This window comes from Streptomyces zaomyceticus, from assembly GCF_014656215.1.
Lineage (GTDB): Bacteria > Actinomycetota > Actinomycetes > Streptomycetales > Streptomycetaceae > Streptomyces > Streptomyces zaomyceticus.
The window spans coordinates 1-24,990 of sequence record NZ_BNBZ01000017.1; the positions used below are offsets into that span (position 1 = coordinate 1).

At 72.0% G+C, this 24,990-nt stretch carries 22 protein-coding genes, 1 tRNA gene and 1 pseudogene; 14 read left to right on the forward strand and 10 right to left on the reverse strand.

Annotation, left to right across the window (positions count from 1 at the left end):
• Positions 1 to 1,406: pseudogene (locus IE311_RS37430) on the reverse strand (SUKH-4 family immunity protein); the annotation flags it as partial.
• Between the two features lie 7 nt (positions 1,407 to 1,413).
• Positions 1,414 to 2,412 carry an SMI1/KNR4 family protein gene (locus tag IE311_RS21785; RefSeq protein WP_189833452.1) on the reverse strand — a complete coding sequence of 333 codons (999 nt, stop codon included), beginning with the start codon at positions 2,410 to 2,412 and terminating at the stop codon, positions 1,414 to 1,416.
• A 267-nt stretch (positions 2,413 to 2,679) separates the two neighbouring features.
• On the opposite strand from IE311_RS21785, the gene IE311_RS21790 reads away from it, so the two are divergent.
• A complete protein-coding gene (locus tag IE311_RS21790) occupies positions 2,680 to 3,195 on the forward strand; it encodes a YwqJ-related putative deaminase (RefSeq protein WP_189833453.1) in 516 nt (171 codons plus the stop codon).
• Between the two features lie 10 nt (positions 3,196 to 3,205).
• Entirely contained in the window at positions 3,206 to 3,697 is a 492-nt protein-coding gene (locus tag IE311_RS21795) for an SUKH-3 domain-containing protein (protein ID WP_189833454.1), read from the forward strand.
• Between the two features lie 126 nt (positions 3,698 to 3,823).
• Here the strand turns inward: IE311_RS21795 and IE311_RS21800 are convergent, their stop codons facing one another.
• Positions 3,824 to 5,143 carry a sensor histidine kinase gene (locus IE311_RS21800; RefSeq protein ID WP_189833455.1) on the reverse strand — a complete coding sequence of 440 codons (1,320 nt, stop codon included), beginning with the start codon at positions 5,141 to 5,143 and terminating at the stop codon, positions 3,824 to 3,826.
• Positions 5,144 to 5,274: 131 nt separating this feature from the next.
• On the opposite strand from IE311_RS21800, the gene IE311_RS21805 reads away from it, so the two are divergent.
• The 7 genes from IE311_RS21805 to IE311_RS21835 all read left to right on the forward strand — a co-directional run bounded on the left by IE311_RS21805 (position 5,275) and on the right by IE311_RS21835 (position 10,959).
• Positions 5,275 to 5,346 (forward strand) — tRNA-Gln (locus tag IE311_RS21805).
• Positions 5,347 to 5,455: 109 nt separating this feature from the next.
• A complete protein-coding gene (gene glmU, locus IE311_RS21810) occupies positions 5,456 to 6,901 on the forward strand; it encodes a bifunctional UDP-N-acetylglucosamine diphosphorylase/glucosamine-1-phosphate N-acetyltransferase GlmU (protein WP_189833456.1) in 1,446 nt (481 codons plus the stop codon).
• A 121-nt stretch (positions 6,902 to 7,022) separates the two neighbouring features.
• Positions 7,023 to 7,997: a ribose-phosphate diphosphokinase gene (locus IE311_RS21815; RefSeq protein WP_017241154.1), complete on the forward strand. Its 975-nt coding sequence runs from the start codon at positions 7,023 to 7,025 to the stop codon at positions 7,995 to 7,997.
• A gap of 254 nt (positions 7,998 to 8,251) precedes the next feature.
• Complete coding sequence (locus IE311_RS21820; RefSeq protein WP_189833457.1) at positions 8,252 to 8,839, forward strand: 50S ribosomal protein L25/general stress protein Ctc; 588 nt, start codon at positions 8,252 to 8,254, stop codon at positions 8,837 to 8,839.
• A gap of 96 nt (positions 8,840 to 8,935) precedes the next feature.
• Positions 8,936 to 9,532 (forward strand): aminoacyl-tRNA hydrolase, encoded by a 597-nt coding sequence (gene pth / locus IE311_RS21825; RefSeq protein WP_189833458.1) that lies wholly within the window; start codon positions 8,936 to 8,938, stop codon positions 9,530 to 9,532.
• Positions 9,533 to 9,574: 42 nt separating this feature from the next.
• Entirely contained in the window at positions 9,575 to 10,018 is a 444-nt protein-coding gene (locus IE311_RS21830) for a hypothetical protein (RefSeq protein ID WP_189833459.1), read from the forward strand.
• Positions 10,019 to 10,170: 152 nt separating this feature from the next.
• Positions 10,171 to 10,959: an LPXTG cell wall anchor domain-containing protein gene (locus IE311_RS21835; RefSeq protein ID WP_189833460.1), complete on the forward strand. Its 789-nt coding sequence runs from the start codon at positions 10,171 to 10,173 to the stop codon at positions 10,957 to 10,959.
• 86 nt (positions 10,960 to 11,045) lie between these two features.
• On the opposite strand, the gene ppc is transcribed toward IE311_RS21835, so the two are convergent.
• Positions 11,046 to 13,775, reverse strand: coding sequence for a phosphoenolpyruvate carboxylase (gene ppc, locus IE311_RS21840; RefSeq protein ID WP_189833461.1), 2,730 nt, complete (start codon positions 13,773 to 13,775; stop codon positions 11,046 to 11,048).
• 273 nt (positions 13,776 to 14,048) lie between these two features.
• Here ppc and IE311_RS21845 point away from each other — a divergent pair, with 273 nt between their 5' ends.
• From IE311_RS21845 to IE311_RS21855, 3 genes are all read left to right on the forward strand, one after another.
• Entirely contained in the window at positions 14,049 to 15,017 is a 969-nt protein-coding gene (locus IE311_RS21845) for an acyl-CoA desaturase (protein WP_189833462.1), read from the forward strand.
• The gene (locus tag IE311_RS21850; protein ID WP_073916044.1) at positions 15,017 to 15,700 is read left to right on the forward strand and encodes a TetR/AcrR family transcriptional regulator; all 684 of its coding nucleotides are present in this window, start codon (positions 15,017 to 15,019) and stop codon (positions 15,698 to 15,700) included. The genes IE311_RS21845 and IE311_RS21850 overlap by 1 nt, the downstream gene beginning before the upstream one ends.
• 255 nt (positions 15,701 to 15,955) lie before the next feature.
• On the forward strand, positions 15,956 to 17,665 hold the full coding sequence (locus IE311_RS21855) for an FG-GAP repeat domain-containing protein (RefSeq protein ID WP_229902068.1): 1,710 nt from the start codon (positions 15,956 to 15,958) through the stop codon (positions 17,663 to 17,665).
• A gap of 78 nt (positions 17,666 to 17,743) precedes the next feature.
• Here the strand turns inward: IE311_RS21855 and IE311_RS21860 are convergent, their stop codons facing one another.
• Positions 17,744 to 18,586, reverse strand: coding sequence for a trans-aconitate 2-methyltransferase (locus IE311_RS21860; RefSeq protein WP_189833464.1), 843 nt, complete (start codon positions 18,584 to 18,586; stop codon positions 17,744 to 17,746).
• 163 nt (positions 18,587 to 18,749) lie between these two features.
• On the opposite strand from IE311_RS21860, the gene IE311_RS21865 reads away from it, so the two are divergent.
• A complete protein-coding gene (locus IE311_RS21865; RefSeq protein ID WP_030315385.1) occupies positions 18,750 to 19,247 on the forward strand; it encodes a MarR family winged helix-turn-helix transcriptional regulator in 498 nt (165 codons plus the stop codon).
• Here the strand turns inward: IE311_RS21865 and IE311_RS21870 are convergent.
• From IE311_RS21870 to IE311_RS21890, 5 genes are all read right to left on the reverse strand, one after another.
• Positions 19,206 to 19,991 carry a response regulator transcription factor gene (locus IE311_RS21870; RefSeq protein WP_229902069.1) on the reverse strand — a complete coding sequence of 262 codons (786 nt, stop codon included), beginning with the start codon at positions 19,989 to 19,991 and terminating at the stop codon, positions 19,206 to 19,208. The two genes, IE311_RS21865 and IE311_RS21870, sit on opposite strands and share 42 nt — an antisense overlap.
• A gap of 264 nt (positions 19,992 to 20,255) precedes the next feature.
• Positions 20,256 to 21,395 carry a galactokinase gene (gene galK, locus IE311_RS21875; RefSeq protein ID WP_189833466.1) on the reverse strand — a complete coding sequence of 380 codons (1,140 nt, stop codon included), beginning with the start codon at positions 21,393 to 21,395 and terminating at the stop codon, positions 20,256 to 20,258.
• The gene (gene galE / locus IE311_RS21880; RefSeq protein WP_189833467.1) at positions 21,392 to 22,435 is read right to left on the reverse strand and encodes a UDP-glucose 4-epimerase GalE; all 1,044 of its coding nucleotides are present in this window, start codon (positions 22,433 to 22,435) and stop codon (positions 21,392 to 21,394) included. The genes galK and galE overlap by 4 nt, the downstream gene beginning before the upstream one ends.
• Positions 22,432 to 23,475: a galactose-1-phosphate uridylyltransferase gene (galT, locus tag IE311_RS21885; RefSeq protein ID WP_189833468.1), complete on the reverse strand. Its 1,044-nt coding sequence runs from the start codon at positions 23,473 to 23,475 to the stop codon at positions 22,432 to 22,434. The genes galE and galT overlap by 4 nt, the downstream gene beginning before the upstream one ends.
• A 129-nt stretch (positions 23,476 to 23,604) precedes the next feature.
• Positions 23,605 to 24,288 (reverse strand): response regulator transcription factor, encoded by a 684-nt coding sequence (locus IE311_RS21890; RefSeq protein ID WP_189833578.1) that lies wholly within the window; start codon positions 24,286 to 24,288, stop codon positions 23,605 to 23,607.
• Between the two features lie 237 nt (positions 24,289 to 24,525).
• Here IE311_RS21890 and IE311_RS21895 point away from each other — a divergent pair, with 237 nt between their 5' ends.
• Complete coding sequence (locus tag IE311_RS21895; RefSeq protein WP_189833469.1) at positions 24,526 to 24,966, forward strand: hypothetical protein; 441 nt, start codon at positions 24,526 to 24,528, stop codon at positions 24,964 to 24,966.
• The last annotated feature ends 24 nt before the right edge of the window (positions 24,967 to 24,990 follow it).

Sequence of the window (24,990 nt, forward strand, 5' to 3'; positions counted from 1 at the left end):
CCGGCCGGACCCGGGTGGGCCAGCATCGTCGCGGCGTGGTGCATCGGCTGCGGCGGCGTCGGCGGGCCCGGCGGGGCCGGAGCGGGCGGCGGGCCGGGCGGACCCGGCCGGGAAGGCGGCTGCGGGCCCTCGGGCCCGAGCTGCGACACCAGTTGCGTGGGGATGTACGCCCCCGCGCCCGAGGAACCACCCGGGACACCGGGCGCGCTCGGCGCACCCGGAACTCCCGGGGCTCCCGGCGGCGGAGGCGGAGTCGCCGGACCACGCCCGCCCTTCGGCGGCAGCGCGGCCTTGCTGGTCGCGGCGTCCGCGATGTCCCCGGGCCCACCCGACGCCGAGGGCGCGGGCGGCGGCAAGGTGGGCACCCCGGGGCCGGCGGGACCGACCGGGGCGGCCGGGGCGGCCTGCGGCGGCACGGCGGCCGGCGGGGCGAACGGAGGCGCCTGGGCGCCACCCGGCGGCGGAGCTGCCGGGTCGAGCCGGGGCGCCACGGCGGGCGGCGGCAGCGCGCTGCCGCCCTTCATCAGGGCGGTCGGCGCGTCGGCCCCCACCTGCGGCGGCGGGGTGTCCTCGTCGTCCGTCCCCGACAACGCCGGCGCGAACACGGTCGCGGGCAGCGGCACCGCCCCGTCCGCACCCCCGGAACTCGCGTTGGCGTCGGCCCACGGGCTGGGCGCGGGCGGCGGCGTCGCCGCGGACGGGGTCACCGGCGCGGGCGCCGGCGACGCGACCGGGCCGGCGGCCGCCGGAGTCGCGGGAGGCACGGGAGCCGAGGGCGTCTCCGCCGGGACCCCGTCCATCGCCGTCGGCTCGTACGCGGCACCACCCGGCGCCACACCGACCCCCGCACCCTCCGACGAGGCGGAGGACACGGGCAGAGAGGAAAGGGAGGAAGAAGCCGAGGAGGCCGACGACGCCGACGAGGCGGCCGAAGCCGAGGACCCCGCCTCCGCCACCGCCACCGGATCCGACACATCGTCCGCAGGACCCGACGAACCCACGCTCTCCTGCGACACGTTCGGCTGCTTCGGCAGCCCGATCCGGTCCGCCGCGTCCTGCAACCACTCCGGCGGGCTCAGCAGGAACGACGTCTGATTCAGATCGATCCGGGCCGCCGGAACGGCCGCCTGCGCCGGAACGTCCTCCGCGGCCCCGTACTCCTCCTCGTACCGGCGGATCACCTCACCCACCGGCAGCCCCGGCCACAGCGTCGCCTCACCGCTGTCCCGGGCGATCACGAGCCGCTGACGCCCGCCGTCCGACGTCGGACCGCCCTCGCGGTCCTCCGCCCACACCACGAACCCCAGCTCGAACTCCCGCACCCGCACCTCACGGTGCTGATACGACGGAAGCTCACCGTTGATCCACTCCTCGGCGCGCTCCTGCGCCTGCGCGAACGTCACCACAGCCCACTCACTCCCCCACCGGGACCACGGCCACCGCACGCGCGAAGCCACCGTCCACCATCAGGTTCGCCACCGTCTCCAGCTCCGGCGGATTGCCCGCCAGACGCTGCAGAAACGCGTCGAAGTCCGCACCACAGGGCAGCAGCAGACGCTCCACCCGCTCACCCACCGACCAGCCCGCCGCCACCTCGCCGGAGTCCCGGGCGTCGTCGTACGCGCAGAACCACACCGAACCGACCCCCTCACCCCGCACCTTCAGCGCGATCAGACCGCCCTGGACGAACGCGACGCCCAGATAGTCCTTGGTCAGATGGTCACGGAGACACTTGTTGACATAGACGAGGTCATTGACACCCGCCTCCTCCCGCACCGTGAAGAACGGCTGGTCCACCAGGAGCCCCAGCTCCGCGTCGAGCGCCGCGCCCACCGGAGCGCAACCGCCCGCCGCCTTCAGGAACGAGCGGTACGCCCCCGGAAGCCGGTAGCCGAGATCCTCCTCGACCCCCAGCAGCTGCTGCTCCGACACCGACACCAGGCCCTTCGGCAGCCCGAAGTGCACCGGCCGGGTCTCCTGCAACGGGCGCGTACCCCGCTTCGTGTGGTCCACGGCAGCCGTCGCCACCCCGCCGTGATGGCGCAGCAGGGCCTTCACCTCGACCGGCACCAGCTCCATCCGGCGGCTGCGCGCCACGTGGTGCCAGGTCCAGCCGTGCGGAGTCGCCACCGACGGAATCGTGTCCCACAGCTCATGACCGGTCGCCGCCATCGCCGCGTTCGCCGACACGTAGTCCGTGAGCCTCAGCTCGTCGACGCCGAACCCCTCCGGCGGGTCGGCGATCTCCGCCGCCGCACGCGCGTACGGCGAGAAGTCCGGATGCCCGAACTCGTCCACCCGCACCCCTCTCGGGTGACGGGAAGCACGGACCGGGTCCGGGAAGTGCACGACCTGCCCGGCATAGGCCGCGTTCGGTGGCGCGGTGTCCTGGCCGAGCCGACCTGTCGTCATGGCGGTTGCCCCCTGCACTGGCGTCGCTGTCTGCTACTACCCGCAGCCGCTGGCTGCTCCTGACTGATGCCGCACAGCCTATGCGCTGCCACAAGAGCCCGAACCGGCCCGATCCGACGGTGACCAAGTGTCACGACGCCATGACAGCCGCACCATGATTCCGACACACCGAAGCCACGTTTACGCGCCCCAGCTTCCCCATATGGCTCCCTATTTGGCAGGCTGTCCACGCAACTCGGGGGATTGCAGGAGGGGAAGAAACGCACCATGCACGCAGCACCTACGCCCACACAGGGTGACCCACGCCTCAACTGGAGCAGCAGCGCCGAAGCCACGCGCGCGCCGTTACTGCTTCAGCGCCGCGACGGGATCCTTCCCACCGTCGGGGCCGCCCTCTCCGTACGCGGCGAGACGACCCTCACGTGCACCGCGGGCCGCGGCGACCGCCCGCCGATCCTGCACGCCCTCGTCCAGGACTTCCTGGACACCCTCACCAGCGGCCAGCGCGAACGCTTCACCGGCCGCTGCCCCGAGGCGATCCTGCTCTCCCGGCACCTCACCGCCACCGAGAACGGACGTTCCAAGCGCGCCCAGCGCAAACCACTCACCCACGGCGAGGCCCGCCGCTCCCTCAAATACGCCAAGCTCACCGCCCGGCGCATCCGCGAGGACGGCGACCCCCTGCACGGCAGCTACTCCGCACCCTGCCGTTCCTGTACGGCGATGCTCGCCCACTTCGGTGTCCGGGCCGTCGACCCCACCACGCCTGTCGAGAACGGCTGACCGCACCCCCATGCCCGACCACCTCAGCACCACCCGCTTCCCGGTCAACGTCGACGCCGCCCTCCGCGAGGCCGGCTGGCAGCCCGGCCGCTGGGACATCAAGCTCGCCGAAGAATGGGCCGACACCCTGCGCGCCCACATCTCCCCGGCCGGACACCGGCACAGCGTCTTCCCCGCAGCCGTCGAGGCCTGGGCCGAATTCGGCGGCCTGCGGATCACCGCGCCCGGTCACGGACGGCAGATAGCGCCCGCCGCCGTACGCTTCGACCCGCTCGCCGGACTCCATCTCTCCCGCACCCTCGCGGACCTCGGACGCGCCCTGGAGACCGAACTCGCGCCGCTCGGCGAGGAGGGCGACCACCAGGCGATCCTCGCCATGGACGTCGAGGGACGTGTCTACAGCCTCGACCACGCGGGCGACTGGTACCTCGGCAAGGACATCGACGCGGCGCTCTCGACCCTGGTCACGGGCGCGCAGCCGCCGCGCCTCACGGCGGGGTGAGCGTCATCCTCCGGTGACCGGGGGCCGCGCGACGGGCCGACCCCCGTCGCCCCCTCCGCCGTCACCCACCCGGCCGCCCCCGACGCGGCCGTCCTCACCCGGCGGACGTGGGCAGCACCGCCGTCCTCACCCGGCGGACGTGGGCAGCACCGCCGACACCTTGAACCCACCGGCGTCGGTCGCCCCCGACACGAACACACCCCCGAGCCGCAGCACCCGCTCCCGCATCCCCACGAGCCCGTTCCCGCCGCTCGGCAGACACACCTCGGCGACCCCCGCGTCCGCGGGACACGGACCGTTCTCCACCTGCATCGCGACCTCGGCCTCCCGGTGCGCCAGCCGCACCACGACCTCGGCACCCGCCGCGTGCTTGTGGACGTTCGTCAACGCCTCCTGCACCACCCGGTACGCCGTCCGCTCCACCTCCGGCGGATACGCCCGCGCCTCCCCCATCACCACGAACTCCACGACCGCCCCCGCGAGCCGCGACTGCTCGCACAGGGCCTCCAGGGCGTCCAGACAGGGCCCGTCCTCGGCGGCGGCCTCGGCGGCGGCGGCAGCGGCCCGCCCCACGGCGGCCAACGGCACCACGGCGGGACCCACCGGAGCGGCCCCCTCCCTCAGCACACCCAGCATCTCCCGCAGCTCGGTCAGCGCCTGCCGCCCCATGTCACCCACGAGAGCGGCGTTCCGCACCGCCTTCTGCGGATCCTTCAACGCCACCGCCTGCAACGCCGCCGCGTGCACCACCATCAGCGACACCCGGTGCGCCACCACGTCGTGCATCTCGCGCGCGATCCGCGTGCGCTCCTCCTGCCGCGCCCACTGCGCCCGCTGCTCCGCCCGGTCCGCGAGCAGCGACAGCTCCTGCTCAAGACTGTCCGCGCGCTCCCGCAGACTCTCCATGAGCCGGCGGCGCGCCCCTATGTAGAGGCCGAAGAGCAGCGGGGGCGCGTTGAGCCCGAGGGTCATGAAGAGCCCGACGACCGGCACGTACCAGCCACTCGGGTCGAAGTCCTGCTGATCGACGTCGGCCTGCGCGACGTCCTGCCGCAGCCGCACCACGGTCACGACGAACACGGCGACCGTCGACATCCCGGCGAGCAGGGCGGTGATCCGCCGGGGCACGTCGGAAGCGGCGAGCGAGTAGAGCCCGACGATCCCCATGAGGAAGCCCATCTCGGCGGGCGCCACGGCGATCGACACGAGGACGACCGCGATGGGCCACCGGCGCCGGACGAGCAGCACGGACCCGACGAGCAGCCCGAACAGCACCCCCAGCGGCACGGGCAGCGAGGCCTTCTCGGCGAACCCGATCCCTTCGAGCCCGCACTCCAGGGCGGACACGAGGGCGAGCCCCACGTCGAGAACGACACTCCGCCGTCTTCCCCACCACCACCATGTCCCGACGCCCCCGGCGCCCCGATCTGCCCCCGTCGCGGTCATACCCACCACCCTACGGGCGAGCCCCGGGGCGGTGCCGGGCTATACCGTCGCACGGAAGGTGCCTGGTACGGCATAGTGGAGGCCGCCGGGGCACGAGGCCGACGCAATGTCCGTTTCAACCCTGTACGCCATCCCCTGTGGTGTAATTGGCAGCACTGAGGCTTTTGGTGCCTTATGTCCGGGTTCGAGTCCTGGCGGGGGAGCTTCTTCACACGGGTCCTGACCGACATGGTCAGGACCCGCACTCATGTCCGCCCCCCTGCCCCCCGGTATCCTTCGTGCGTCCACCACCCAAAGCCGAAGGGCATTCCCGTGAGCGCCAACCGCCCGGCAGCCGTCGTCGTCCTCGCAGCGGGTGAGGGCACCCGCATGAAGTCGAAGACCCCCAAGGTCCTGCACGAGATCGCCGGGCGGTCGCTCGTCGGGCATGTCGTGGCCGCTGCCCGGGAGTTGGAGCCCGAGCACCTCGTCGTGGTCGTCGGCCACGCCCGTGAGCAGGTCCGGGGGCACCTGGAGGAGCACTACGCCGGGACCCGTACCGCCGTCCAGGAGGAGCAGAACGGCACCGGACACGCGGTGCGGATGGCCCTCGACGAGCTCGGGCGGGCGCCCGAGGGGACCGTCGTGGTCGTCTGCGGCGACACCCCGCTGCTCTCCGGCGAGACCCTGCGGGCCCTGGCCGACACCCACGCGGCCGACGGCAACGCCGTCACCGTGCTGAGCGCCGAGGTGCCGGACTCCACGGGCTACGGGCGGATCGTGCGGGACGGCTCCGGTGCCGTGACCGAGATCGTCGAGCACAAGGACGCCACCGACGCCCAGCGCGCCATCCGTGAGATCAACTCCGGTGTGTTCGCCTTCGACGGCCAGCTGCTCGCGGACGCCCTGGGCAAGGTGCGCACGGACAACAGCCAGGGCGAGGAGTACCTCACCGACGTGCTGTCGATCCTGCGCGAGGCGGGACACCGGGTCGGCGCCTCCGTCGCGGCCGACCACCGCGAGATCCTCGGCATCAACAACCGTGTGCAGCTCGCCGAGGCCCGCGCCCTGCTGAACCGGCGGCTGATCGAGCGGGCGATGCTCGCCGGCGTGACCGTGGTCGACCCGGCGTCGGTGTTCGTGGACGTGACGGTGACCTTCGAGCCGGACGCCGTGATCCTGCCGGGGACGCAGCTGCTCGGTGCGACGCACATCGGCGAGGACGCCGAGGTCGGGCCGAACACGCGCCTCAAGGACACCCGCGTCGGCAAGGGCGCCCGGGTGGACAACACGGTCGCCGACTCCTCCGTGATCGGCGACAGCGCCTCCGTGGGGCCGTTCGCGTACCTCCGTCCGGGCACGAACCTGGGCGCGCGGTCCAAGGCCGGCGCGTACGTCGAGATGAAGAACGCGACGGTAGGCGAGGGCACCAAGGTCCCCCATCTGTCGTACGTGGGTGACGCGACGATCGGCGAGTACACGAACATCGGCGCGGCGAGCGTCTTCGTGAACTACGACGGCGAGGCGAAGCACCACACCACGATCGGCTCCCACTGCCGGACCGGTTCGGACAACATGTTTGTGGCTCCTGTCACGATCGGGGACGGTGCCTACACCGCCGCCGGGTCCGTGATCACCAAGGACGTCCCGGCCGGTTCGCTCGCCGTCGCCCGGGGCCAGCAGCGGAATATCGAGGGTTGGGTGGCCCGCAAGCGTCCCGGCAGCGCCGCCGCGCAGGCCGCGCAGGCCGCCGCCGGGGAGTCCGCCGGCGAAAGCTGACCGGAAACGGGTACGTCGAACTCGGCGTACCGTGATACGTGCACACAAATTCGGCTGGCTCGCACACGCGCACGACAGCTCGTGGAACGCGGCCAGACAACACGTCTGAGGAGACAGTGCTGTGACCGGGATCAAGACGACCGGCGAGAAGAAGCTGATGCTCTTCTCCGGCCGCGCCCACCCCGAGCTGGCCGAGGAGGTCGCGCACCAGCTGGGCGTCGGCCTCGTTCCGACCAAGGCGTTCGACTTCGCCAACGGTGAGATCTACGTCCGCTTCCAGGAGTCGGCCCGTGGCGCGGACTGCTTCCTGATCCAGAGCCACACGGCTCCGATCAACAAGTGGATCATGGAACAGCTGATCATGATCGATGCGCTGAAGCGGGCCTCGGCCCGCAGCATCACCGTGATCATCCCGTCTTACGGCTACGCCCGTCAGGACAAGAAGCACCGCGGCCGCGAGCCGATCTCGGCGCGTCTGGTGGCGGACCTGCTGAAGACGTCGGGCGCGGACCGCATCCTGACCGTGGACCTGCACACGGACCAGATCCAGGGCTTCTTCGACGGCCCGGTGGACCACCTGTCGGCGCTGCCGGTGCTCGCGGACTACGTGGGTGCCAAGGTCGACCGCTCCAAGCTGACGATCGTCTCCCCGGACGCGGGCCGCGTGCGGGTCGCCGACCGCTGGTGCGACCGTCTGGACGCGCCGCTGGCGATCGTGCACAAGCGCCGCGACAAGGACGTCGCCAACCAGGTCACCGTGCACGAGGTCGTCGGTGACGTGAAGGGCCGCGTCTGCGTCCTGGTGGACGACATGGTCGACACCGGTGGCACGATCTGCGCCGCCGCGGACGCCCTGTTCGCGCACGGCGCGGAGGACGTCATCGTGACGGCCACGCACGGCATCCTGTCGGGTCCGGCGGCGGACCGCCTGAAGAACTCCAAGGTGAGCGAGTTCGTGTTCACGGACACGCTGCCGGTTCCGGGCGCGCTCGAGCTGGACAAGATCACGGTGCTGTCGATCGCGCCGACGATCGCGCGTGCGGTGCGCGAGGTGTTCGAGGACGGTTCGGTGACGAGCCTCTTCGAGGAGCACTGAGCCGTAGCCGCTCGGTAGGCACGAGGGCCGTTCCCCGTTCGGGGGAGCGGCCCTCCGCCGTGTTTCGGTGATCGAATTGGGTGGTAGGGCGGTGGGCCGGTAGACTGCCGTAGTTGCTCGGCGAGGGAGGCCGTACCCGTACGGATGTACAGGGTCACGGCGGTCCGTTATCGACGCGCTCTTCGTAGCAGGCCATCGCCAGTCGTGGCCGGGTGACCACATTTTCGTCGTCACCTTTCTACGAGGAGTGCACCATGTCCGAGGTCAAGATCGCCGCTGCCGTCCGCACCGAGTTCGGCAAGGGCGCCGCCCGTGCGATCCGCCGCGACTCCCAGGTCCCCGCGGTCGTCTACGGCCACGGTTCCGAGCCGGCGCACGTGACCCTCCCGGCCCACGAGCTGGGCCTGGCCCTGCGTACGCCGAACGTCCTGCTCTCCCTGGACATCGACGGCAAGAACGAGCTGGCGATCCCGAAGGCCGTCCAGCGTGACGCCATCAAGGGCTTCCTCATCCACGTCGACCTGCTCCTCGTCAAGCGCGGCGAGAAGGTCACCGTCGAGATCCCCGTCCAGGCCGAGGGCGAGCTCGCCGCCGGTGGCAACCTGCTCGAGCACGTGCTCGGCACCCTCTCCATCGAGGCCGAGGCCACCCACCTCCCCGAGGCCGTCACGGTCTCCGTGGAGGGCCTGGAGGCCGGTGCCTCCGTCCTCGCCGGTGACATCACCCTGCCGAAGGGCTCGACCCTGGTGACCGACGCCGACGCCGTCGTCCTCCAGGTCCTGGCCGCGCAGGCCGAGGAGCCGGCCGCCGAGGCCGAGGCCACCGAGGGCGCCGAGGCCTGAGCCGTAGGCTCTGCCTGACGTGACGGGGTGACGGGCCGCACGGCCCGTCACCCCGTTTCCCGTATCCGGATGCATGGACGAGGAGATCCGACGCACATGACCGATGACGCGAACGCGCCCTGGCTGATCGTCGGCCTCGGCAACCCCGGCCCCGAGTACGCGGCCAACCGGCACAACATCGGGTTCATGGTGGTGGACCTGCTCGCCGAGCGGATGCGCGGCTCGTTCAAGCGGGCGGGGAAGGCGCAGGCGCAGGTCGTGGAGGGCCGGATGGGTCCGCCGGGGCCGGCGAGCCGCCGGGTGATCCTCGCGAAGCCGATGTCGTACATGAACCTGTCGGGCGGTCCGGTGACGGCGCTGCGCGACTTCTACAAGGTGCCGACGGCGCACATCGTGGCGATCCATGACGAGCTGGACATCGACTACTCGGTGCTGCGGCTGAAGATCGGCGGCGGCGACAACGGGCACAACGGTCTGAAGTCGATGACGAAGGCGATGGGCGCGGAGTACCACCGGGTGCGGTGCGGGATCGGGCGTCCGCCGGGCCGGATGCAGGTGGCGGACTTCGTCCTGAAGGACTTCTCCTCGACGGAGCGCAAGGACCTGGACTGGTTCGTGGACCGGGCGGCGGATTCGGTGGAGTGCCTGGTGGCGGAGGGTCTGGAGCGGGCCCAGTCGGCGTACAACTCCTGAGGCCTGCGGGGCTCTCGCGGTACGACTGTACGATCCCGGGTCATGACCCACGTCCGTAACGCCGCCATGGCCCTGGTCGTCCTCCTTCTCGTCGTCGCGGGCGCCTGGGCCTCCTGGAACTCGGCCCAGCACGTGCTGCTCGCCAAGGGGCGGGAGCACGGCACGCTGACGGTGACCGGCTGCACCGAGGAGAGGTGCAGCGGCCGCTACACCCCGGAGGACCCGTCCTCGCCGCGCCGGTCGCTGACGATCGCGCGTTCGGTCGCGGCGGAGCCGGGAGCGACGATCCCGGTGGTGGTGAAGCCGGGGACCGACGAGGGCGTGCGGACGGGCTGGGGCGGCGGTCTGCACGCGTGGCTGCCGCTGGGCGGGGCGCTGCTGCTCGCGGCGCCGCTGATAGGCGGGGGTCTGCGGCTGTCGAGGACGGCGTGGTCGGTGGCGGGTGCGGGCGGGGCGCTGCTGGTGGCGGCGTTCTTCGCGCTCTGAGGCTGGTCGGGGCCGGGGATCGCGGCCGGATTCCAGCAGTTCCCGGCGTGATCGTCATGGGGCTCCGACCTGATGCCGGCTCACAGCGGTGGATAGGCTGCCCCCCTGCCACCCCCCACGGCATCCCTCATCCCATAGATGGACGACAGCACATGCGACGTTCTCTCATACCCGCCGCCGCGTTTGTCGCGGCCATGGCAGGCTCCCTCGTCCTGGCCCCGGTGGCCTCCGCGTCGGAGGGCCCCAAGCCGCTCCCGCTGCACCAGATCGAGGATCTTCCCCTGACCGCCGCGGAGTTCGGCGACAAGGGCGACTGCCCGACCGTTCCGGCCGGCAAGGACGGCTGGCACTTCGTGCTTCCGGGCAGCGGCAAGGGCGACTCCGCCGTCTTCACCAAGCTGACGGTCGAGTTCCAGCCGGGTGGCGTCCAGACCATCACGACCTTCGGCCCGCCGAGCGACAAGCACGCCTACGCGAGCTCCGAGCCGGGTGCCAAGCTGGTCGCCGCCACGGCGGAGGTCTCGGGCGAGGTCAAGCAGGGCTGGTTCAACCTGTCCCACACCTGCCCGGTGACCGTCCCCACCCCGACCGGCACCCCCTCGGGCACCCCGTCCGGGACGCCGTCCGAGACCCCCTCGGGCACGCCGTCCGAGACCCCGTCCGAGACGTCCGGCACCCCGTCCGGGACCCCCTCGGGCACGCCGAGCGAGTCCGTCTCCCCGACCGGGACCCCGAGCGCCTCCGAGACCCCCGGTGGCACCGGGTCGCCGTCCGCGACCACCCCCGCCACGGGTGGCACGGGCGGCACCGGCGGCACCGGTGGTGACCTCGCCGAGACGGGCTCCAGCGCCCCGGTCGGCGTGCTCGCCGCCGTCGCCGTGGCCCTCGCGGGTGCCGGTGCGTTCCTGGTGACCCGCCGTCGCAGGGCCCAGCAGCACTAAGGGCCGGCGGTACCGACGTACCCCATCGTGACGGTGCCCCCGTGGAGGGATCTCCACGGGGGCACCTTCATGTCCGCGGCCGGGCGTCAGCCGGTGTTGCGGAGGCCCGCGGCCACGCCGTTCACGGTGAGGAGCAGGGCCCGCGCGAGCAGCGGGTCCGGGTCCTCGCCGCGCTCGGCGGCACCGCGCTGGCGGGCCAGGAGGGCGACCTGGAGGTAGGAGATCGGGTCCAGGTAGGCGTCGCGGATGGCGAAGGTCTGCTGGAGGACCGGGTTGGAGTCCAGGAGCCGCTCCCCGCCGGTGATCTTGAGGACCTCGGCGACGGTCAGCGCGTGCTCGGCCTCGATGGCGTCGAAGACGTGCTTGAGGTCGTCGGGGACCAGGGTGTCGACGTAGTGGCGGGCGATCCGCAGGTCGGTCTTCGCGAGCGTCATCTCCACGTTGGCGAGGAAGTTGCGGAAGAAGTGCCAGCGCTCGTACATCTCGCCGAGGACCGGGTCGAGACCGGCCTCGCGCAGGGCCTTGAGGCCGGAGCCGACGCCGAACCAGCCGGGGACGATCTGGCGGGACTGCGTCCAGCCGAACACCCAGGGGATGGCGCGGAGTCCGTCGAGGGAGACGCCTGAGCCGGGGCGGCGGGAGGGCCGTGAGCCCAGGTGCAGGTCGGCGAGCTGGTCGACGGGGGTGGAGGCGAGGAAGTACGCCGGCAGGCCGGGGTCCTCGACCAGCTTGCGGTACGCGGTGTGGGCGGCGTCCGAGACGGTGTCCATGGCCGCGTCCCAGCGGGCCAGGGCCTCGTCGGACTGACGCGGCGCGGTGTGCAGGGCGGAGGCCTGGAGCGTGGCGGCGACCGTCAGCTCCAGGTTCTCCCGCGCCAGGGACGGGATGAGGTACTTGTCGGAGATGACCTCGCCCTGCTCGGTGACCTTGATCTCGCCCTCGAGGGTGCCCCAGGGCTGGGCGAGGATCGCGTCGTGCGAGGGGCCGCCGCCGCGGCCGACGGTGCCGCCGCGGCCGTGGAAGAGGCGGAGCCGCACGCCGTAGCGGTGGGCGACGTCGCGCAGCCGTCGCTGGGCGCGGTGGATCTCCCACTGGGAGGTGGTGATGCCGCCGAACTTGGAGGAGTCCGAGTAGCCGAGCATGACCTCCTGGACGTCGCCGCGGAGCGAGACGAGGCGCCGGTAGGAGGGGTCGGCGAGCATGCCGTCGAGGATGACGTCGGCGGCCTTGAGCTCGTCGGTGGTCTCCAGGAGCGGCACGATGCCGATCTTGGCCCAGCCGCCGTGCAGGTCGATCAGTCCGGCCTCGCGGGCGAGGACGGCGGCGGCGAAGACGTCGTCGGCGCCCTGGCACATCGAGATGATGTAGGACTCGATGACCTCCGGGCCGAAGCGCTCGAAGGCCTCCTTGATGGTGTGGAAGACACCGAGGGTCTTCTCGCCGGCGGCGTCCAGCGGGGCCGGGGTGGGCGCGAGCGGGCGGCGCGAGCGCAGCTCCTTGGCGAGCAGCTTCTGCCGGTAGTCGCGCGGCATGTCGGCGTACCGCCAGGACTCCTCGCCGAGGCGGTCGAAGAGCTGACCGAGGGCGTGGTGGTGGGCGTCGGCGTGCTCGCGGACGTCCATGGTGGCGAGCTGGAGGCCGAAGGCCGAGAGGGTGCGGATGGTGCGGTCCATCCGGCCGTCGGCGAAGAGGCCGCCGCGGTGCTCGCGGAGGGAGGTCTGGATCAGGGTGAGGTCGTGGACGAGCTCGGCGGTGCCGAGGTAGTCGCGGCCGTCCTGGTGGGGGGTGCCGGAGGCAAGGCGCTCACGGGTGTTGACGAGCTTCTGCCGGACGCAGGTGGCCTTGAGCCGGTAGGGCTCCTCGGCGTTGAGGCGCTTGTAGCGGGGGCTGATCTCCGGGAGGAGCTCCAGGTCGCGCTGGAGGGAGTCCAGGAGTTCCTGGGTGGCTCCGGCGTAGCGGATGGAGTTGGAGAGGAGTCCGCGCAGGTAGTCGACCAGTTCGAGGGCGTCGGTGATGCCGTGCTCGTGCTGGAGGATCAGGACGTCCCGGGTCACCTGGGGGGTGACGTTGGGGTTGCCGTCGCGGTCGCCGCCGATCCAGGTGCCGAAGGTGAGCGGGCGGGTGCCGGAGGGCAGTTCGACGCCGACGCGCTCCAGCTCGGCGGCGAGGTCCTCCAGGACGTCGCCGACGGCGCCGGCGTGCAGTTCGTCGAGGTAGTAGATGGCGTTGCGGGCCTCGTCGGCGGGCTCGGGTCGGACGACCCGGAGCTCGTCGGTCTGCCAGATGAGGTCGATGTTCTCGGCGAGCCGCAGGTCGAGGCGGCGCCGGTCGGCCTCGATGACCGGGGTCTCCAGGAGGGCGGCGATCCGGCGCAGCTTGTTGAGGACGGAGCGGCGGGCGGCCTCGGTGGGGTGCGCGGTGAAGACGGGCCGGACGTTGAGGTTCTTGACCGTCTCGCGGACGTGCTCGGGGTCGCCGTCCTTGAGCATGTCGGCGGTGCGGGCGAGGAGACCGCCCTCGGCGGCGCGCTTCTCGCGCATCTCGCGGCCGCGGTGGACCTGCTCGGTGACGTTCGCGAGGTGGAAGTAGGTGGAGAAGGCGCGTACGAGCTTGGCGGCTGTCTCCAGTTCGACGCCGCGGAGCAGCTCGGCGGCGGCCTCGCCGTCCTCGCGGGTGAGGCTGCGGACCCGCTCGACGAGGTCGAGGAGCTCGTGGCCCTCCTGGCGGACGAGGGTCTCGCCGAGGAGATCGCCCAGTCGGCGGATGTCGGCGCGCAGCTCGGCGCTGGCGGTGGGGGTCTGGTCGGCACTGCTCACAGGTGCGGCTCCTTGCAGTGTTTGAGCACGTCTGGAGGGGTTCTGGAGGCTTGCGGACCGCGCTGTCCGACGCACCCAGGATAGGTGTCCACATTGTGGTCGGCGGCCAGGGTCGTCTTGTGCCCCCTTGCCGCGCGCCCCGGCGCTGCCATACTTACGACGCCGTAGGTTACGGAAGCGTAGCCATGCGCCCCTTTTCTACCGTTCCGCTCTCATTCCTTCCTCATTACCGCATCCCTTCATTCCTTCATCCCTCATCCCCAGGGGACACCCATGACCGCAAGCCCCGAGTTGCTCGAAGCCGAACATGACCTGCCCTCCGCCACGCTCGGCGGGGACAAGAAGCGATCGATCGAGCAGATCACGCTGCTGCTGTTCATCACGGTGCCCTTCGTCGCCCTGGTCGCGGCCGTGCCGCTGGCCTGGAGCTGGGGCGGCGTGTCCTGGCTCGATCTGGGTCTGCTGGTGGCGATGTACTACATCGGCTGCCACGGCATCACGATCGGCTACCACCGCTACTTCACCCATGGCTCCTTCAAGGCCAAGCGGCCGCTGCGGATCGCCCTGGCGATCATGGGCTCACTGGCGGTGGAGGGTCCGCTGGTGCGCTGGGTGGCGGACCACCGCAAGCACCACAAGTTCTCCGACGCCGAGGGCGACCCGCACTCGCCGTGGCGCTTCGGCGAGACGGTGCCGGCCCTGATGAAGGGGCTGTGGTGGGCGCACATCGGCTGGATGTTCGACGAGGAGCGCACGCCGCAGGCCAAGTACGCGCCCGATCTGATCAAGGACCCGGCGATCCGGCGGATCTCCCGTGACTTCATCTTCTGGACGATGCTGTCCCTGGCGATCCCGCCGCTGGTGGGCGGTCTGGTGACGATGTCGTGGTGGGGCGCGTTCACCGCGTTCTTCTGGGGCTCCCTGGTGCGGGTGGCGCTGCTGCACCACGTGACCTGGTCGATCAACTCGATCTGCCACGCGGTGGGCAAGCGTCCCTTCAAGTCCCGGGACCGTTCGGGCAACGTGTGGTGGCTCGCGGTGCTGTCCTGCGGCGAGTCCTGGCACAACCTGCACCACGCGGACCCGACGTCGGCGCGGCACGGGGTGCTGCGCGGCCAGGTCGACTCCAGTGCGCGGCTGATCCGCTGGTTCGAGCTGGCGGGCTGGGCGAGCGACGTGCGCTGGCCGGCGAAGGCCCGCATCGAAGCCCGGCGCCAGAGCGCGTCCGCAGACGCGGCATGATGGAAGACGTGGCGATCGACGGCAGGACCAGTGGCACCGGCAGCGGCGAGCAGAAGCCCCGGCGGGGCCGCCGGGTGCGGATGACGGGCGCGGAGCGCCGGGAGCAGCTGCTGGACATCGGCCGGACGCTCTTCGCCGCGAAGGGCTTCGAGGGCACGTCGGTGGAGGAGATCGCGGCGAAGGCCGGGGTCTCCAAGCCGGTGGTGTACGAGCACTTCGGCGGCAAGGAGGGGCTGTACGCGGTCGTCGTCGACCGGGAGATGCGTCAGCTCCTGGACGGGGTGACGGGGGCGCTGACCGCGGGGCACCCGCGGGAGCTCCTGGAGCAGGCTGCGTTCGCGCTGCTCGACTACATCGAGAACTACACGGACGGTTTCCGGATTCTCGTACGGGACTCTCCGGTGGCCCAGTCGACGGGGACGTTCGCGTCGCTGATCAGTGACATCGCCACGCAGGTGGAGGACATCCTGGGCCTGGAGTTCAAGGCCCGCGGCTTCGACCCGAAGCTGGCGCCGCTGTACGCGCAGGCGCTGGTGGGCAGTGTGGCGCTGACGGGTCAGTGGTGGCTGGACGTCCGCAAGCCGAAGAAGGCGGAGGTCGCGGCGCATCTGGTGAATCTGGCGTGGCACGGTCTGGACGGTCTGGAGCCGAAGCCGCGGTTGATAGGGCACCGCAAGAACTGACGCGGCGGGGAGGCGGCGGGGCGCGGTGGAGCCGGTCCGGACGGAAAAGCACACCGGACGGTCGGATTCGATCCGTAAACCCCTGGTGCTCTGTCAGACCGCGAGTAGACTCGCGTTCAACATCCGGGGGGGGTGTTCCGACCGTCCGACGAGGTCGTCTCCGCGTGCCTTCTGTCATGCGCTGAAGCCGTTCGACGCCTGTTCGAGCCCCCCTGTTTGGTTCCGTTGAACCTCTGATCCCTGGGGGGGATCTTTTTGTTCTTCCTGCACTCCAAGCGTGCCCGCCGTGTCGCCGGCTGCACCGCTCTCGCCCTCTCCGCGGGCATGCTCCTGGCGGGCCCCGCGTCCGCCGACTCGCCGGCGCCGCGTCCGGCCGTCGAGAAGCCGGCCGCGGCTCCGTCCGTCCCGTCGGGGCGGTTCCTGCCGCAGGACGGCGCCCGGTCCGCCGGGACCGCCGGCGCCACGGCGACCCTGCCGTCGCGCGCGGACTTCGACGGCGACGGCCGTACCGACCTCGTCTACCGCACCGGCGGCGGCTCGCTGTGGACGTCGTCGACGTCGTCCGAGCCGTCCGAGTTCCCGGTGTCCGGCGAGTTCGTCAAGGACATCGTCCCGATCGGGGACCAGGACGGGAACGGCAGCGGTCCCGAGGTCCTGACGCTGTCGAAGTTCGGGAACCTGGCGCTCTACGGCGACGCGACCACGTCCTACGCGAGCCACCGCTGGTCGGGTGCCGGCTGGCAGATCTACAACAAGGTCTTCTCGCCGGGCGACCTCAGCGGCGACGGCCGCGCGGACGTGCTGGCCCGCACGCCCGCCGGTGAGCTGTACGTCTACGTCTCCACCGGCGTGTACGGCTCCCCGTTCCACGCCCGCAAGCTGGTCGGCAAGGGCTGGACCATCTACGACCAGCTGATCGGTCTCGGCGACAGCGACGGCGACGGCCGGGGCGACTTCCTGGCCCGTACGCCCGCGGGCGTCCTGTACTTCTACGGCAGCACCGGCAACCCGCAGACGGTGAAGGCGCGCACTCAGGTCGGCTACGGCTGGCAGGAGTACAACCAGATCGTCGGCATCGACGACGACAACGGCAACGGCATCGCCGACGTCGTCGCGCGCGGCTCGGACGGCACGCTGTGGATCTACTACGGCACCGGCGGCGGCCGCTTCACCGCCCGCAAGCAGGCCAGCAGCGGCGGCGGCTGGGCCGGCGTCGCCCAGTTCGGCGGCGCGGGCAACGTGCCGGCACACGGCAAGGAGGGCCTGGTGGCCCGCACCAAGGCCGGCACGCTGTTCTGGTACAACCCGCTGGGCAACGGCAAGCTCGCGCCCCGCGAGCAGATCAGCAGCGACGGCGGCTGGGCCGGCGCGAACCTCTTCGAGGTCAACTCGCTGGGCCGCGACCGGGTCTCCGACACCCTGGAGATCTGGGACGGTCACCTCTACGGCGGCGACACCGACTTCGGCGGCGGCTGGAGCGGCATCAACCAGATCGCCGGTCCCGGTGACCTGAACGGCGACGGCACCGGCGACTTCGTGGCCCGGGACCGCTCCGGCGTGCTCTGGCTGTACCGGAGCAACTACGACGGCACGGCGCTCCACGCCCGCGTCAAGGTCGGTTCCGGCTGGGGTGCGTACGACCGGATCGTCGGCTCGGGCGACTTCAGCGGTGACGGGCTGAACGACCTGGTGGCCCGCGCCAAGGACGGCACGCTCTACCTGTACCAGGGCACCGGGCAGGCCGGTTACCCGTTCAAGCCGCGCGTCAAGATCGGCGGCGGCTGGAACGCGTACCCGAAGATCGTCGCCCCGGGCGACATCACGGGTGACGGCAAGGCCGACCTGCTCGCGGTGAACTCGGGCGGCGAGCTGTTCCGCTACAGCGGTACCGGCGTGGCCGGTGTCCCGTTCAAGCCGCGCGTCTCGATCGGTCGCGGCTACCAGATCTACAACGGTCTGTACTAGTCGACGGTCTGTACGCGTCGTACCGCGCACGCCCAGGGCGCCCCGCACCGGAGTTCCGGTGCGGGGCGTCCGCGCGTGTCAGGCGGGTTTTCGGGCGACGGCGAAGATCCGGCGGAAGGGGAAGACGGTGCCGTGCGGGCCGGCCGGGTAGGCCTCGCGGAGGAGGGCGCGGTACTGGCCGAGGAAGGCGTCGATCGCCTCCTGGTCGTCGCCCAGGGTGGTGAGGACGGGCCGCAGGGCCGTCCCCTTGACCCAGTCGAGGACGGGGTCCTCGCCCTGGAGCAGCTGGCAGTACGTGGTCTCCCAGACATCCGTCTCGCAGCCGAGGTCGGTGAGGCGGGTGAGGTAGTCGGAGGCGTCGAGGATGTGGACGAAGCGGCGGCCCTGGTCGCCGACGCGGCCGCGCCACTCGGGGGTGTCGCAGAGTTCGCCGAGCAGGGCGTGGCTGGGCGAGGTGAAGTTGCCGGGGACCTGGAAGGCGAAGGTGCCGCCGGGGTGGAGCCCGTCGATCCAGCCGGCGAAGGACTCGGGGTGGTTGGGGACCCACTGGAGGGCCGCGTTGGAGACGATCAGGTCGTAGGGCTCGGTGGGGGTCCAGTGGGCGGCGTCGGCGGGCCGGAAGTCGATCCAGCCGCCGCCCCTGGTGGTGCCGGACCAGTCCTTCTCGGCCCGTTCCAGCATGTCGGGCGAGAGGTCGAAGCCGGTGATGTGCGCGTCGGCCCACCGGTCGGCGAGGAGGGCCGTCACGTTGCCGGGGCCGCAGCCGAGGTCGGCGATGCGGGTGGGGCGGTCCTGCGCGGGCAGGTGCGGTATTCGGGTGAGCAGGTCGAGGAAGGGCCGGGTGCGGTGCCCGGAGTGCCGGAGGTACTGCTGCGGATCCCATGCGGGCGCGGATGGTGCGGCGGATTCCACGGAATGCATGTTCGAAGCCCCCTTGCTGGAACGAAATGCCGAAGCGGAACGGAGTTCCGGCCGGGTCCCTTCCCCATAGTCCAGGGAAATATATCTTGATTTCAAGATACTTGATATCGAGAAACTTGAACACAAGAGACTTTATGTCAACAGACCCTCTACACTGATCGTCATGGAGGACGAGGTCGACCGACTGGTCGCAGCATGGCGCCGAGAGCGCCCCGACCTCGACGTGGAACCGCTCGAGGTGCTCAGCCGCGTCTCGCGGCTCGCCCGGCACCTCGACCGCGCCCGTCGGCTCGCCTTCTCCGAGCACCAGCTGGAGCCCTGGGAGTTCGACGTCCTCACCTCCCTGCGCCGCGCCGGCGCCCCGTACCAGCTCTCCCCCGGCCAGCTCCTGACCCAGACCCTGGTCACCTCCGGCACCATGACCAACCGCATCGACCGGCTCACCAAGAAGGGTCTCGTCGAGCGGCTCCCCGACCCCAGCGACCGCCGCGGCGTCCTGGTCCGGCTCACCCCCGAGGGCCGCGACCGCGCCGACGAGGCACTGGCCGGGCTCCTCGCCCAGGAGCGGGCCATCCTGGCCCAGCTCTCGCGCGGCCAGCGGGGCGAACTGGCCGCGCTGCTACGCCAGCTGACCGCCCCGTTCGACAACGTCCCCGGATAGTCCGGCCGGCGGCTCCTCGTCCAGCCGGGCCGGTCCCACGCCCGCCCGCCGGGCCAGCGCCACCGCCGCCAGGGTCGAGTGCACACCCAGCTTCCCCAGCACGTTCTGCATATGCGTCCGGACGGTGTGCGGGGAGAGGAAGAGCCGCTCCGCGACGGCCTTGCGACCCAGACCCGCCACCATGCAGCGCAGCACCTCCCGCTCGCGCGGGGTCAGCGACTCCACCAGCCGCTCGCTGTCCGTCCGGTGCTTGCGGGCCGCCGTCAGCTCCCGCAGGACGCCGGTGAGCAGCGCGGCCGGCAGATGCGTCTCGTCCCGCAGCACCCCCCTGACCACCGCGAGCAGCCGCTGGAGCGAGCAGTCCTTGGCCACCCAGCCGGAGGCTCCGGCCTGGAGCGCGAGGGCGGCCCGGTGCGCGTCGTCCTTCTCCGCGAGGACCACGGTGCGGACGGCGGGCTGGATCCGGCGGACCCCCGCGACCAGGGAGATCCCGTCGACGACACCCTCGGCGTCGTCCGGCACCGCGCGGGCCACGGCCCCCGCGGGCCCCGCGCCCAGCTCGGCGTCGACCAGCAGCACGTCGAACCTGCGCCCCTCGGCGGCACCGCGCTCCAGGCAGCGCAGGGCGGCCGGGCCGCTTCCCGCGGCCGCGACGTCGACATCGGGCTCGGCCGCGAGTGCGGCGGCCAGCGATTCGGCGAAGACGCGGTGGTCGTCCACCACGAGGACACGGATACGTGCCACGGGCACCCCCAAGTGTCGAGGAACGGAACCGACGCGGGCACGGCGCCGGAGGCGGGTCCGTCATCCGCGCGGCCGCCGCCGTGCGTTGAGTGTTACCCCGCTTGCGGCGCCGTACCCGACCGGGTCTCGCCCCCTGAACAGCACCGGCCCCCACCGGCGCTGCCCAACAGAGTAGGGGCGGAGCGTCACGGTGGGGGCCGATTCGCGGAACTGTCCGAAGTCGTACCGGAGTACGAGGGGTGCCGGAGGTCCGCGGCGGGGGTCTCAGAGCCTGCGGGCACCCGCCGAGGGGACGGCCGGGAAGATGCCGGGGGCCGCGTACCCGGCCTCGGCGAAGGCCTTCCCGACGGCGGCGGCGACCTCGTCGGCCCGGTCGGTGTCGACGAGGACGACGGCCGAGCCGCCGAAGCCGCCGCCGGTCATCCGGGCGCCGAGCGCCCCGGCGGCGTTCGCCGCCTCGACGACGAGGTCCAGTTCGGCACAGGAGACGCGCAGATCGTCCCGGAGGGAGGCGTGCCCCTCGGTGAGGACGGGACCGACGGCCCGGGTGTCCCCGGCGTCGAGCAGGGCGATCGTCCGCTCCACGCGGGCGTTGTCGGTGACGACGTGCCGCACATAGCGAAGAATCGTCTCATCGCCCAGACGTGCGAGTGATTCGGGCAGATGCGCGGCGCTCACGTCACGCAGGGCACGGGCGCCGAGCGCCCGCGCACCGGCTTCACAACCGGCGCGCCTCTCGGCGTACGCGCCGTCCCCGAGCGCGTGCTTCACCCGTGTGTCGACGACGAGCAGCCGCAGCCCCTCGCGGGCCAGGTCGAAGGGGACCTGCCGGTACGAGAGGTCCCGGGTGTCCAGATGGAGGGCGTGGCCCTCCTCGGCGCAGGCGGAGGCCATCTGGTCCATGACCCCGCAGGGGACGCCGACGAAGGCGTTCTCGGCGCGCTGGGCGAGCCGGGCGAGCACGGGCCGGGAGAGCCCGAGCCCGAACAGGTCGTTCAGGGCGAGCGCCGTGACGACCTCCAGGGCGGCGGAGGAGGACAGCCCGGCGCCGGTCGGCACGGTCGAGGCGAGATGGATGTCCGCGCCCGTCACCGGGTGCCCGGCCTCCCGCAGGGCCCAGACGACTCCGGCCGGGTAGGCGGCCCAGCCGCCGCCGGAGAGCGGTTCGAGCGAGTCGGTCCCCAGCTGGACGATGCCGCCGTCGATGTCGGCCGAGTGCAGGCGCAGCACCCCGTCGTCGCGGCGGGAGACGGCGGCGACGGTGGTGTGCGGCAGCGCGAGCGGCAGCACGAAGCCGTCGTTGAAGTCGGTGTACTCACCGATCAGGTTGACCCGCCCGGGGGCGGCCCAGACACCGTCGGGGGCGGCGCCGTACAGCGCCTCGAAGCCGGCTGCGACGCTCATGCGCGTCCCTCCTCGTCACGGGTGGCGGTCCGGCGGGCGAAGGCCCAGGCGTCGGCGACGACGTCGGCCAGGTCGGGGCGGGACGGCGTCCAGCCGAGCCGCTCGCGGGCCGCGTCGGCGGAGGCCACGAGGACGGCGGGGTCCCCGGCCCGGCGCGGGGCGGTGATCTCCGGGACCGGGTGCCCGGTGACCTTCCGTACGGTCTCGACGACCTCGCGGACGGAGAAGCCGTTGCCGTTGCCGAGGTTGCAGATCAGATGCTCGCCGGCGGGCACGGCGGCCCCGGCCGCGGAGGTCTCCGTCGCCGGGGCGCCGGTCGCGGCGCCCCCCGTCATCGCGTCGAGCGCCAGGAGATGGGCCTCGGCGAGGTCGGCGACGTGGATGTAGTCGCGGACGCAGGTGCCGTCCGGGGTCGGGTAGTCCTCGCCGTACACGGAGATCGCCTCGCGCCGGCCCAGGGCGACCTGGAGGACGAGCGGGATCAGGTGCGACTCGGGTTCGTGCCGCTCGCCGAGCGCGCCGTACGCCCCGGCCACGTTGAAGTAGCGCAGCGAGACGGCGGCCAGTCCGTGGGCGGCGCACTCGCCGCCGATCATGTGGTCGACGGCGAGCTTGCTCGCGCCGTACGGGCTGGTGGGGGTGGTCGGCGCGGTCTCGGGGATCGGCACGGCCTCCGGCTCGCCGTAGGTCGCGGCGGTGGAGGAGAAGACCAGCTTGCGGACCCCGGCGGCGCGCATCGCGGCGAGCAGGGCCATGGTGCCGCCGACGTTGTTCTCCCAGTACTTCTCCGGCCGGACGACGGACTCGCCCACCTGGGAGAAGGCGGCGAAGTGCAGGACGCCGTCGTAGGAGCCGTCGAGCCACCGCGCGGCGTCCTGGATCCGGCCCTCGACGAATTCGGCGCCCTCCGGGACGGCTTCGGCGAAGCCGGTGGAGAGGTCGTCGAGGACGGTGACCCGGTGGCCCCGCTCCAGGAGGTGGGCGGCGACGACGCTGCCCACGTACCCCGCCCCACCCGTCACCAGATACCTCTGCGTCATGCGCCTGCCACCTCTCGGAGTCGTCGGGCCGCGTCCTCGGGCCGTACGTCGTTCATGAACGCGCCCATGCCGGACTCGGTGCCCGCGAGGAACTTCAGCTTGCCGGAGGCCCGTCGGACGGTGAAGAGCTCCAGGTGAAGCCCGAAGTCCTCCCGCCGGGCGTCCGTGAACGGCGCCTGGTGCCAGGCGGCGATGTAGGGCGTCGGCGGTTCGTCCGGCCCGAAGATCCGGTCGAACCGCTTCAAGAGTTCCAGGTAGACCTGTGCGCACTCTGTGCGGGCGGCCCCGTCGAGGGCGAGGAGGTCGGGCACCCGCCGCTTGGGGTGGAGGTGCACCTCGTACGGCCAGTGCGCGGCGAACGGCACGAAGGCGATCCAGTGCTCGGTCTCCAGGACGACCCGGTCGCCGTCGGCGCGCTCGCGGTCGACGACGTCGTCGAAGAGGTTCCGTCCGGTCTCGGCCCGGTGGGCGTCGATCCGGCGGCGCATGGCGGCCGTCCGGGGGGCGACGTAGGGAAAGGCGTAGATCTGGCCGTGCGCGTGGGGCAGGGTGACGCCGATCTCGGCGCCCCGGTTCTCGAAGCAGTAGACCTGCTCGACGCCGGGAAGCGCGGAGAGCGCGGCGGTGCGGTCGGTCCAGGCGTCGAGGACGAGCGAGACCCGTTCCTCGGTGAGGTCGGCGAAGGAGAGCGTGTGGTCGTCGGTGAAGCAGACGACCTCGCAGCGGCCGACTCCGCCGGAGAGGGAGGGGAAGCGGTTCTCGAAGACCACCACCTCGTAGCTCTCCTCGGGGATCTCGCTCTCGCGGCCGTCCCGGGCGGGGCAGAGCGGGCAGGCGTCGGCCGGCGGGTGGTAGGTGCGGGCCTGCCGGTGCGAGGCGACGGCGACGTGGTCGCCGGTGAGGGCGTCGTACCGGATCTCGGAGCGGGAGACGACGGGGGTGAGGGGGCGTGGGTCGACGGCGGTTCGGGCGGTGTCGTCGCGCGTGTCGTAGTAGATCAGCTCGCGCCCGTCGGCGAGCGTGGTGGCGGTCTTCTTCACGGGGTGCCCTCCGGCGGGATCAAACATAACCACGCACAAGGAACCACATTCAAACATCCCAGTCAACGGCGAAGCGCGACCCCGCACACAGCGGGGCCGGAGTTCAAAAAACCTCGGGCCGGACTCGGGTCAGAAGGGCCCGCGCGGCCCGGGCACCGCGCGGTCGAGCAGCCCCGTACGGGCCGCGAGAGCCGCCGCCTCCAGACGGGAGCCCACCCCCAGCTTCATCAGGACCCGCTGCACATGCGTCCGCGCGGTGCTCGACGCGATCCCCATCCCGGCCGCGATCAGCCGGGTGTCCTCCCCCTCCGCCACCCGGACGAGGACCTCCACCTCCCGCTGCGTCAACAGCCGCAGCAGCCGCTGCCCCTCGTCGTCCGGCTGCGCCGAGGGGTGCAACAGCTCCGCGAAGGCCGACTGGAGCAGCTGCGGCGCCACCGCCGACTCCCCCGCCCTGGCCTTCACCAGGGCGCGCTCGACACCCTCGATGCGCTCGTCGTGGCGGACGTACCCCGAGGCCCCTGCGGCGAACGCCGCCGCGATGCCGCGCGGCGACGGCACCGGACCGAGCACCACCACCGCCACCTGCGGCCGCTCCCGCTTGATCCGTACGACCACGTCGAAGGCCCCCGGCTCGGCCGGGGCCGCCGTGCCCAGGAGACAGACCTCGGGCGCCCGGCTCACCACGAGCTCCGCCGCGCCCGCCACCGGCGCGGCCGCCGCGAGCACCCGGTGCCCGCGCAGCTTCAGCGCCGAGGCCAGCGCCTCCGCGAGCAGGCGGTGGTCGTCCACCACCACGAGCCGTACGCCCATCCCGGTCATCCCCCATCCTCCGGACCCGCCGCTCCCCGGCAACCCAGACCCGGCAAGCTACACGCTCCCCCGTCCGGCATCGCCCCAACCGTGATCACAGGACTCGCCGAGGTGGTGGATTTCCCCGCGATCACCCTCCCCCGGTGGGGAACTGACCCACCGCCAGAAATCGAACAGCACGGTGGGCGCACGTCTGGGATGATCACGCCGAAGTCGAGGAAAGGAAGACATATGCGCATGCGCCGACGCACCGTCGCGCTGGCCTCCGCCGCCGCGGCCCTGCTGGTCCCGGCCACCGCGGGTGGCGCGCAGGCCGCCACGCCCAAGAGCGAGGTGTACCTGACGACACCGTTCTCCAAGGTCGTCGCCGGCTGGCAGTGGCGCTCGGACCGCCTGGACCCCGTCATGCTGTCCGTCCAGGACATCAAGGCGGACGGTTTCTCCGTCAGCATCCGGCTCGTCACGGAGACCCCCGGACAGGGCCGCCGCTACTGGACGACCCACTTCGTCCACAGCGGGGCCGGCACGGGGCTGAACCGTACGACCTACGCGCTCACCGGCGGCAGCCCGCAGCGCGCCTGGGTCGAGACGTGCAAGTGGAAGGGCGGCAACCCCTGGGACTGCCGCATCTCCACCATCACCCACAACCCGATCGACGACTCGTCGGTCTCGGGCTGACCCACCCGGCGGAGACACGCGTGG

Bases quoted from the DNA above. Each gene is read 5' to 3' on its own strand.
- IE311_RS21865 (WP_030315385.1), top strand. From the start codon at position 18,750: ATGGAGGACGAGGTCGACCGACTGGTCGCAGCATGGCGCCGAGAGCGC.
- galK (WP_189833466.1), bottom strand. From the start codon at position 21,395: ATGAGCGTCGCAGCCGGCTTCGAGGCGCTGTACGGCGCCGCCCCCGAC.
- IE311_RS21830 (WP_189833459.1), top strand. From the start codon at position 9,575: ATGACCCACGTCCGTAACGCCGCCATGGCCCTGGTCGTCCTCCTTCTC.
- IE311_RS21895 (WP_189833469.1), top strand. From the start codon at position 24,526: ATGCGCCGACGCACCGTCGCGCTGGCCTCCGCCGCCGCGGCCCTGCTG.
- IE311_RS21835 (WP_189833460.1), top strand. From the start codon at position 10,171: ATGCGACGTTCTCTCATACCCGCCGCCGCGTTTGTCGCGGCCATGGCA.
- IE311_RS21795 (WP_189833454.1), top strand. From the start codon at position 3,206: ATGCCCGACCACCTCAGCACCACCCGCTTCCCGGTCAACGTCGACGCC.
- IE311_RS21845 (WP_189833462.1), top strand. From the start codon at position 14,049: ATGACCGCAAGCCCCGAGTTGCTCGAAGCCGAACATGACCTGCCCTCC.
- IE311_RS21800 (WP_189833455.1), bottom strand. From the start codon at position 5,143: ATGACCGCGACGGGGGCAGATCGGGGCGCCGGGGGCGTCGGGACATGG.
- IE311_RS21820 (WP_189833457.1), top strand. From the start codon at position 8,252: ATGTCCGAGGTCAAGATCGCCGCTGCCGTCCGCACCGAGTTCGGCAAG.
- galE (WP_189833467.1), bottom strand. From the start codon at position 22,435: ATGACGCAGAGGTATCTGGTGACGGGTGGGGCGGGGTACGTGGGCAGC.
- IE311_RS21860 (WP_189833464.1), bottom strand. From the start codon at position 18,586: ATGCATTCCGTGGAATCCGCCGCACCATCCGCGCCCGCATGGGATCCG.
- IE311_RS21785 (WP_189833452.1), bottom strand. From the start codon at position 2,412: ATGACGACAGGTCGGCTCGGCCAGGACACCGCGCCACCGAACGCGGCC.
- pth (WP_189833458.1), top strand. From the start codon at position 8,936: ATGACCGATGACGCGAACGCGCCCTGGCTGATCGTCGGCCTCGGCAAC.
- IE311_RS21890 (WP_189833578.1), bottom strand. From the start codon at position 24,288: ATGGGCGTACGGCTCGTGGTGGTGGACGACCACCGCCTGCTCGCGGAG.
- IE311_RS21850 (WP_073916044.1), top strand. From the start codon at position 15,017: ATGGAAGACGTGGCGATCGACGGCAGGACCAGTGGCACCGGCAGCGGC.
- IE311_RS21790 (WP_189833453.1), top strand. From the start codon at position 2,680: ATGCACGCAGCACCTACGCCCACACAGGGTGACCCACGCCTCAACTGG.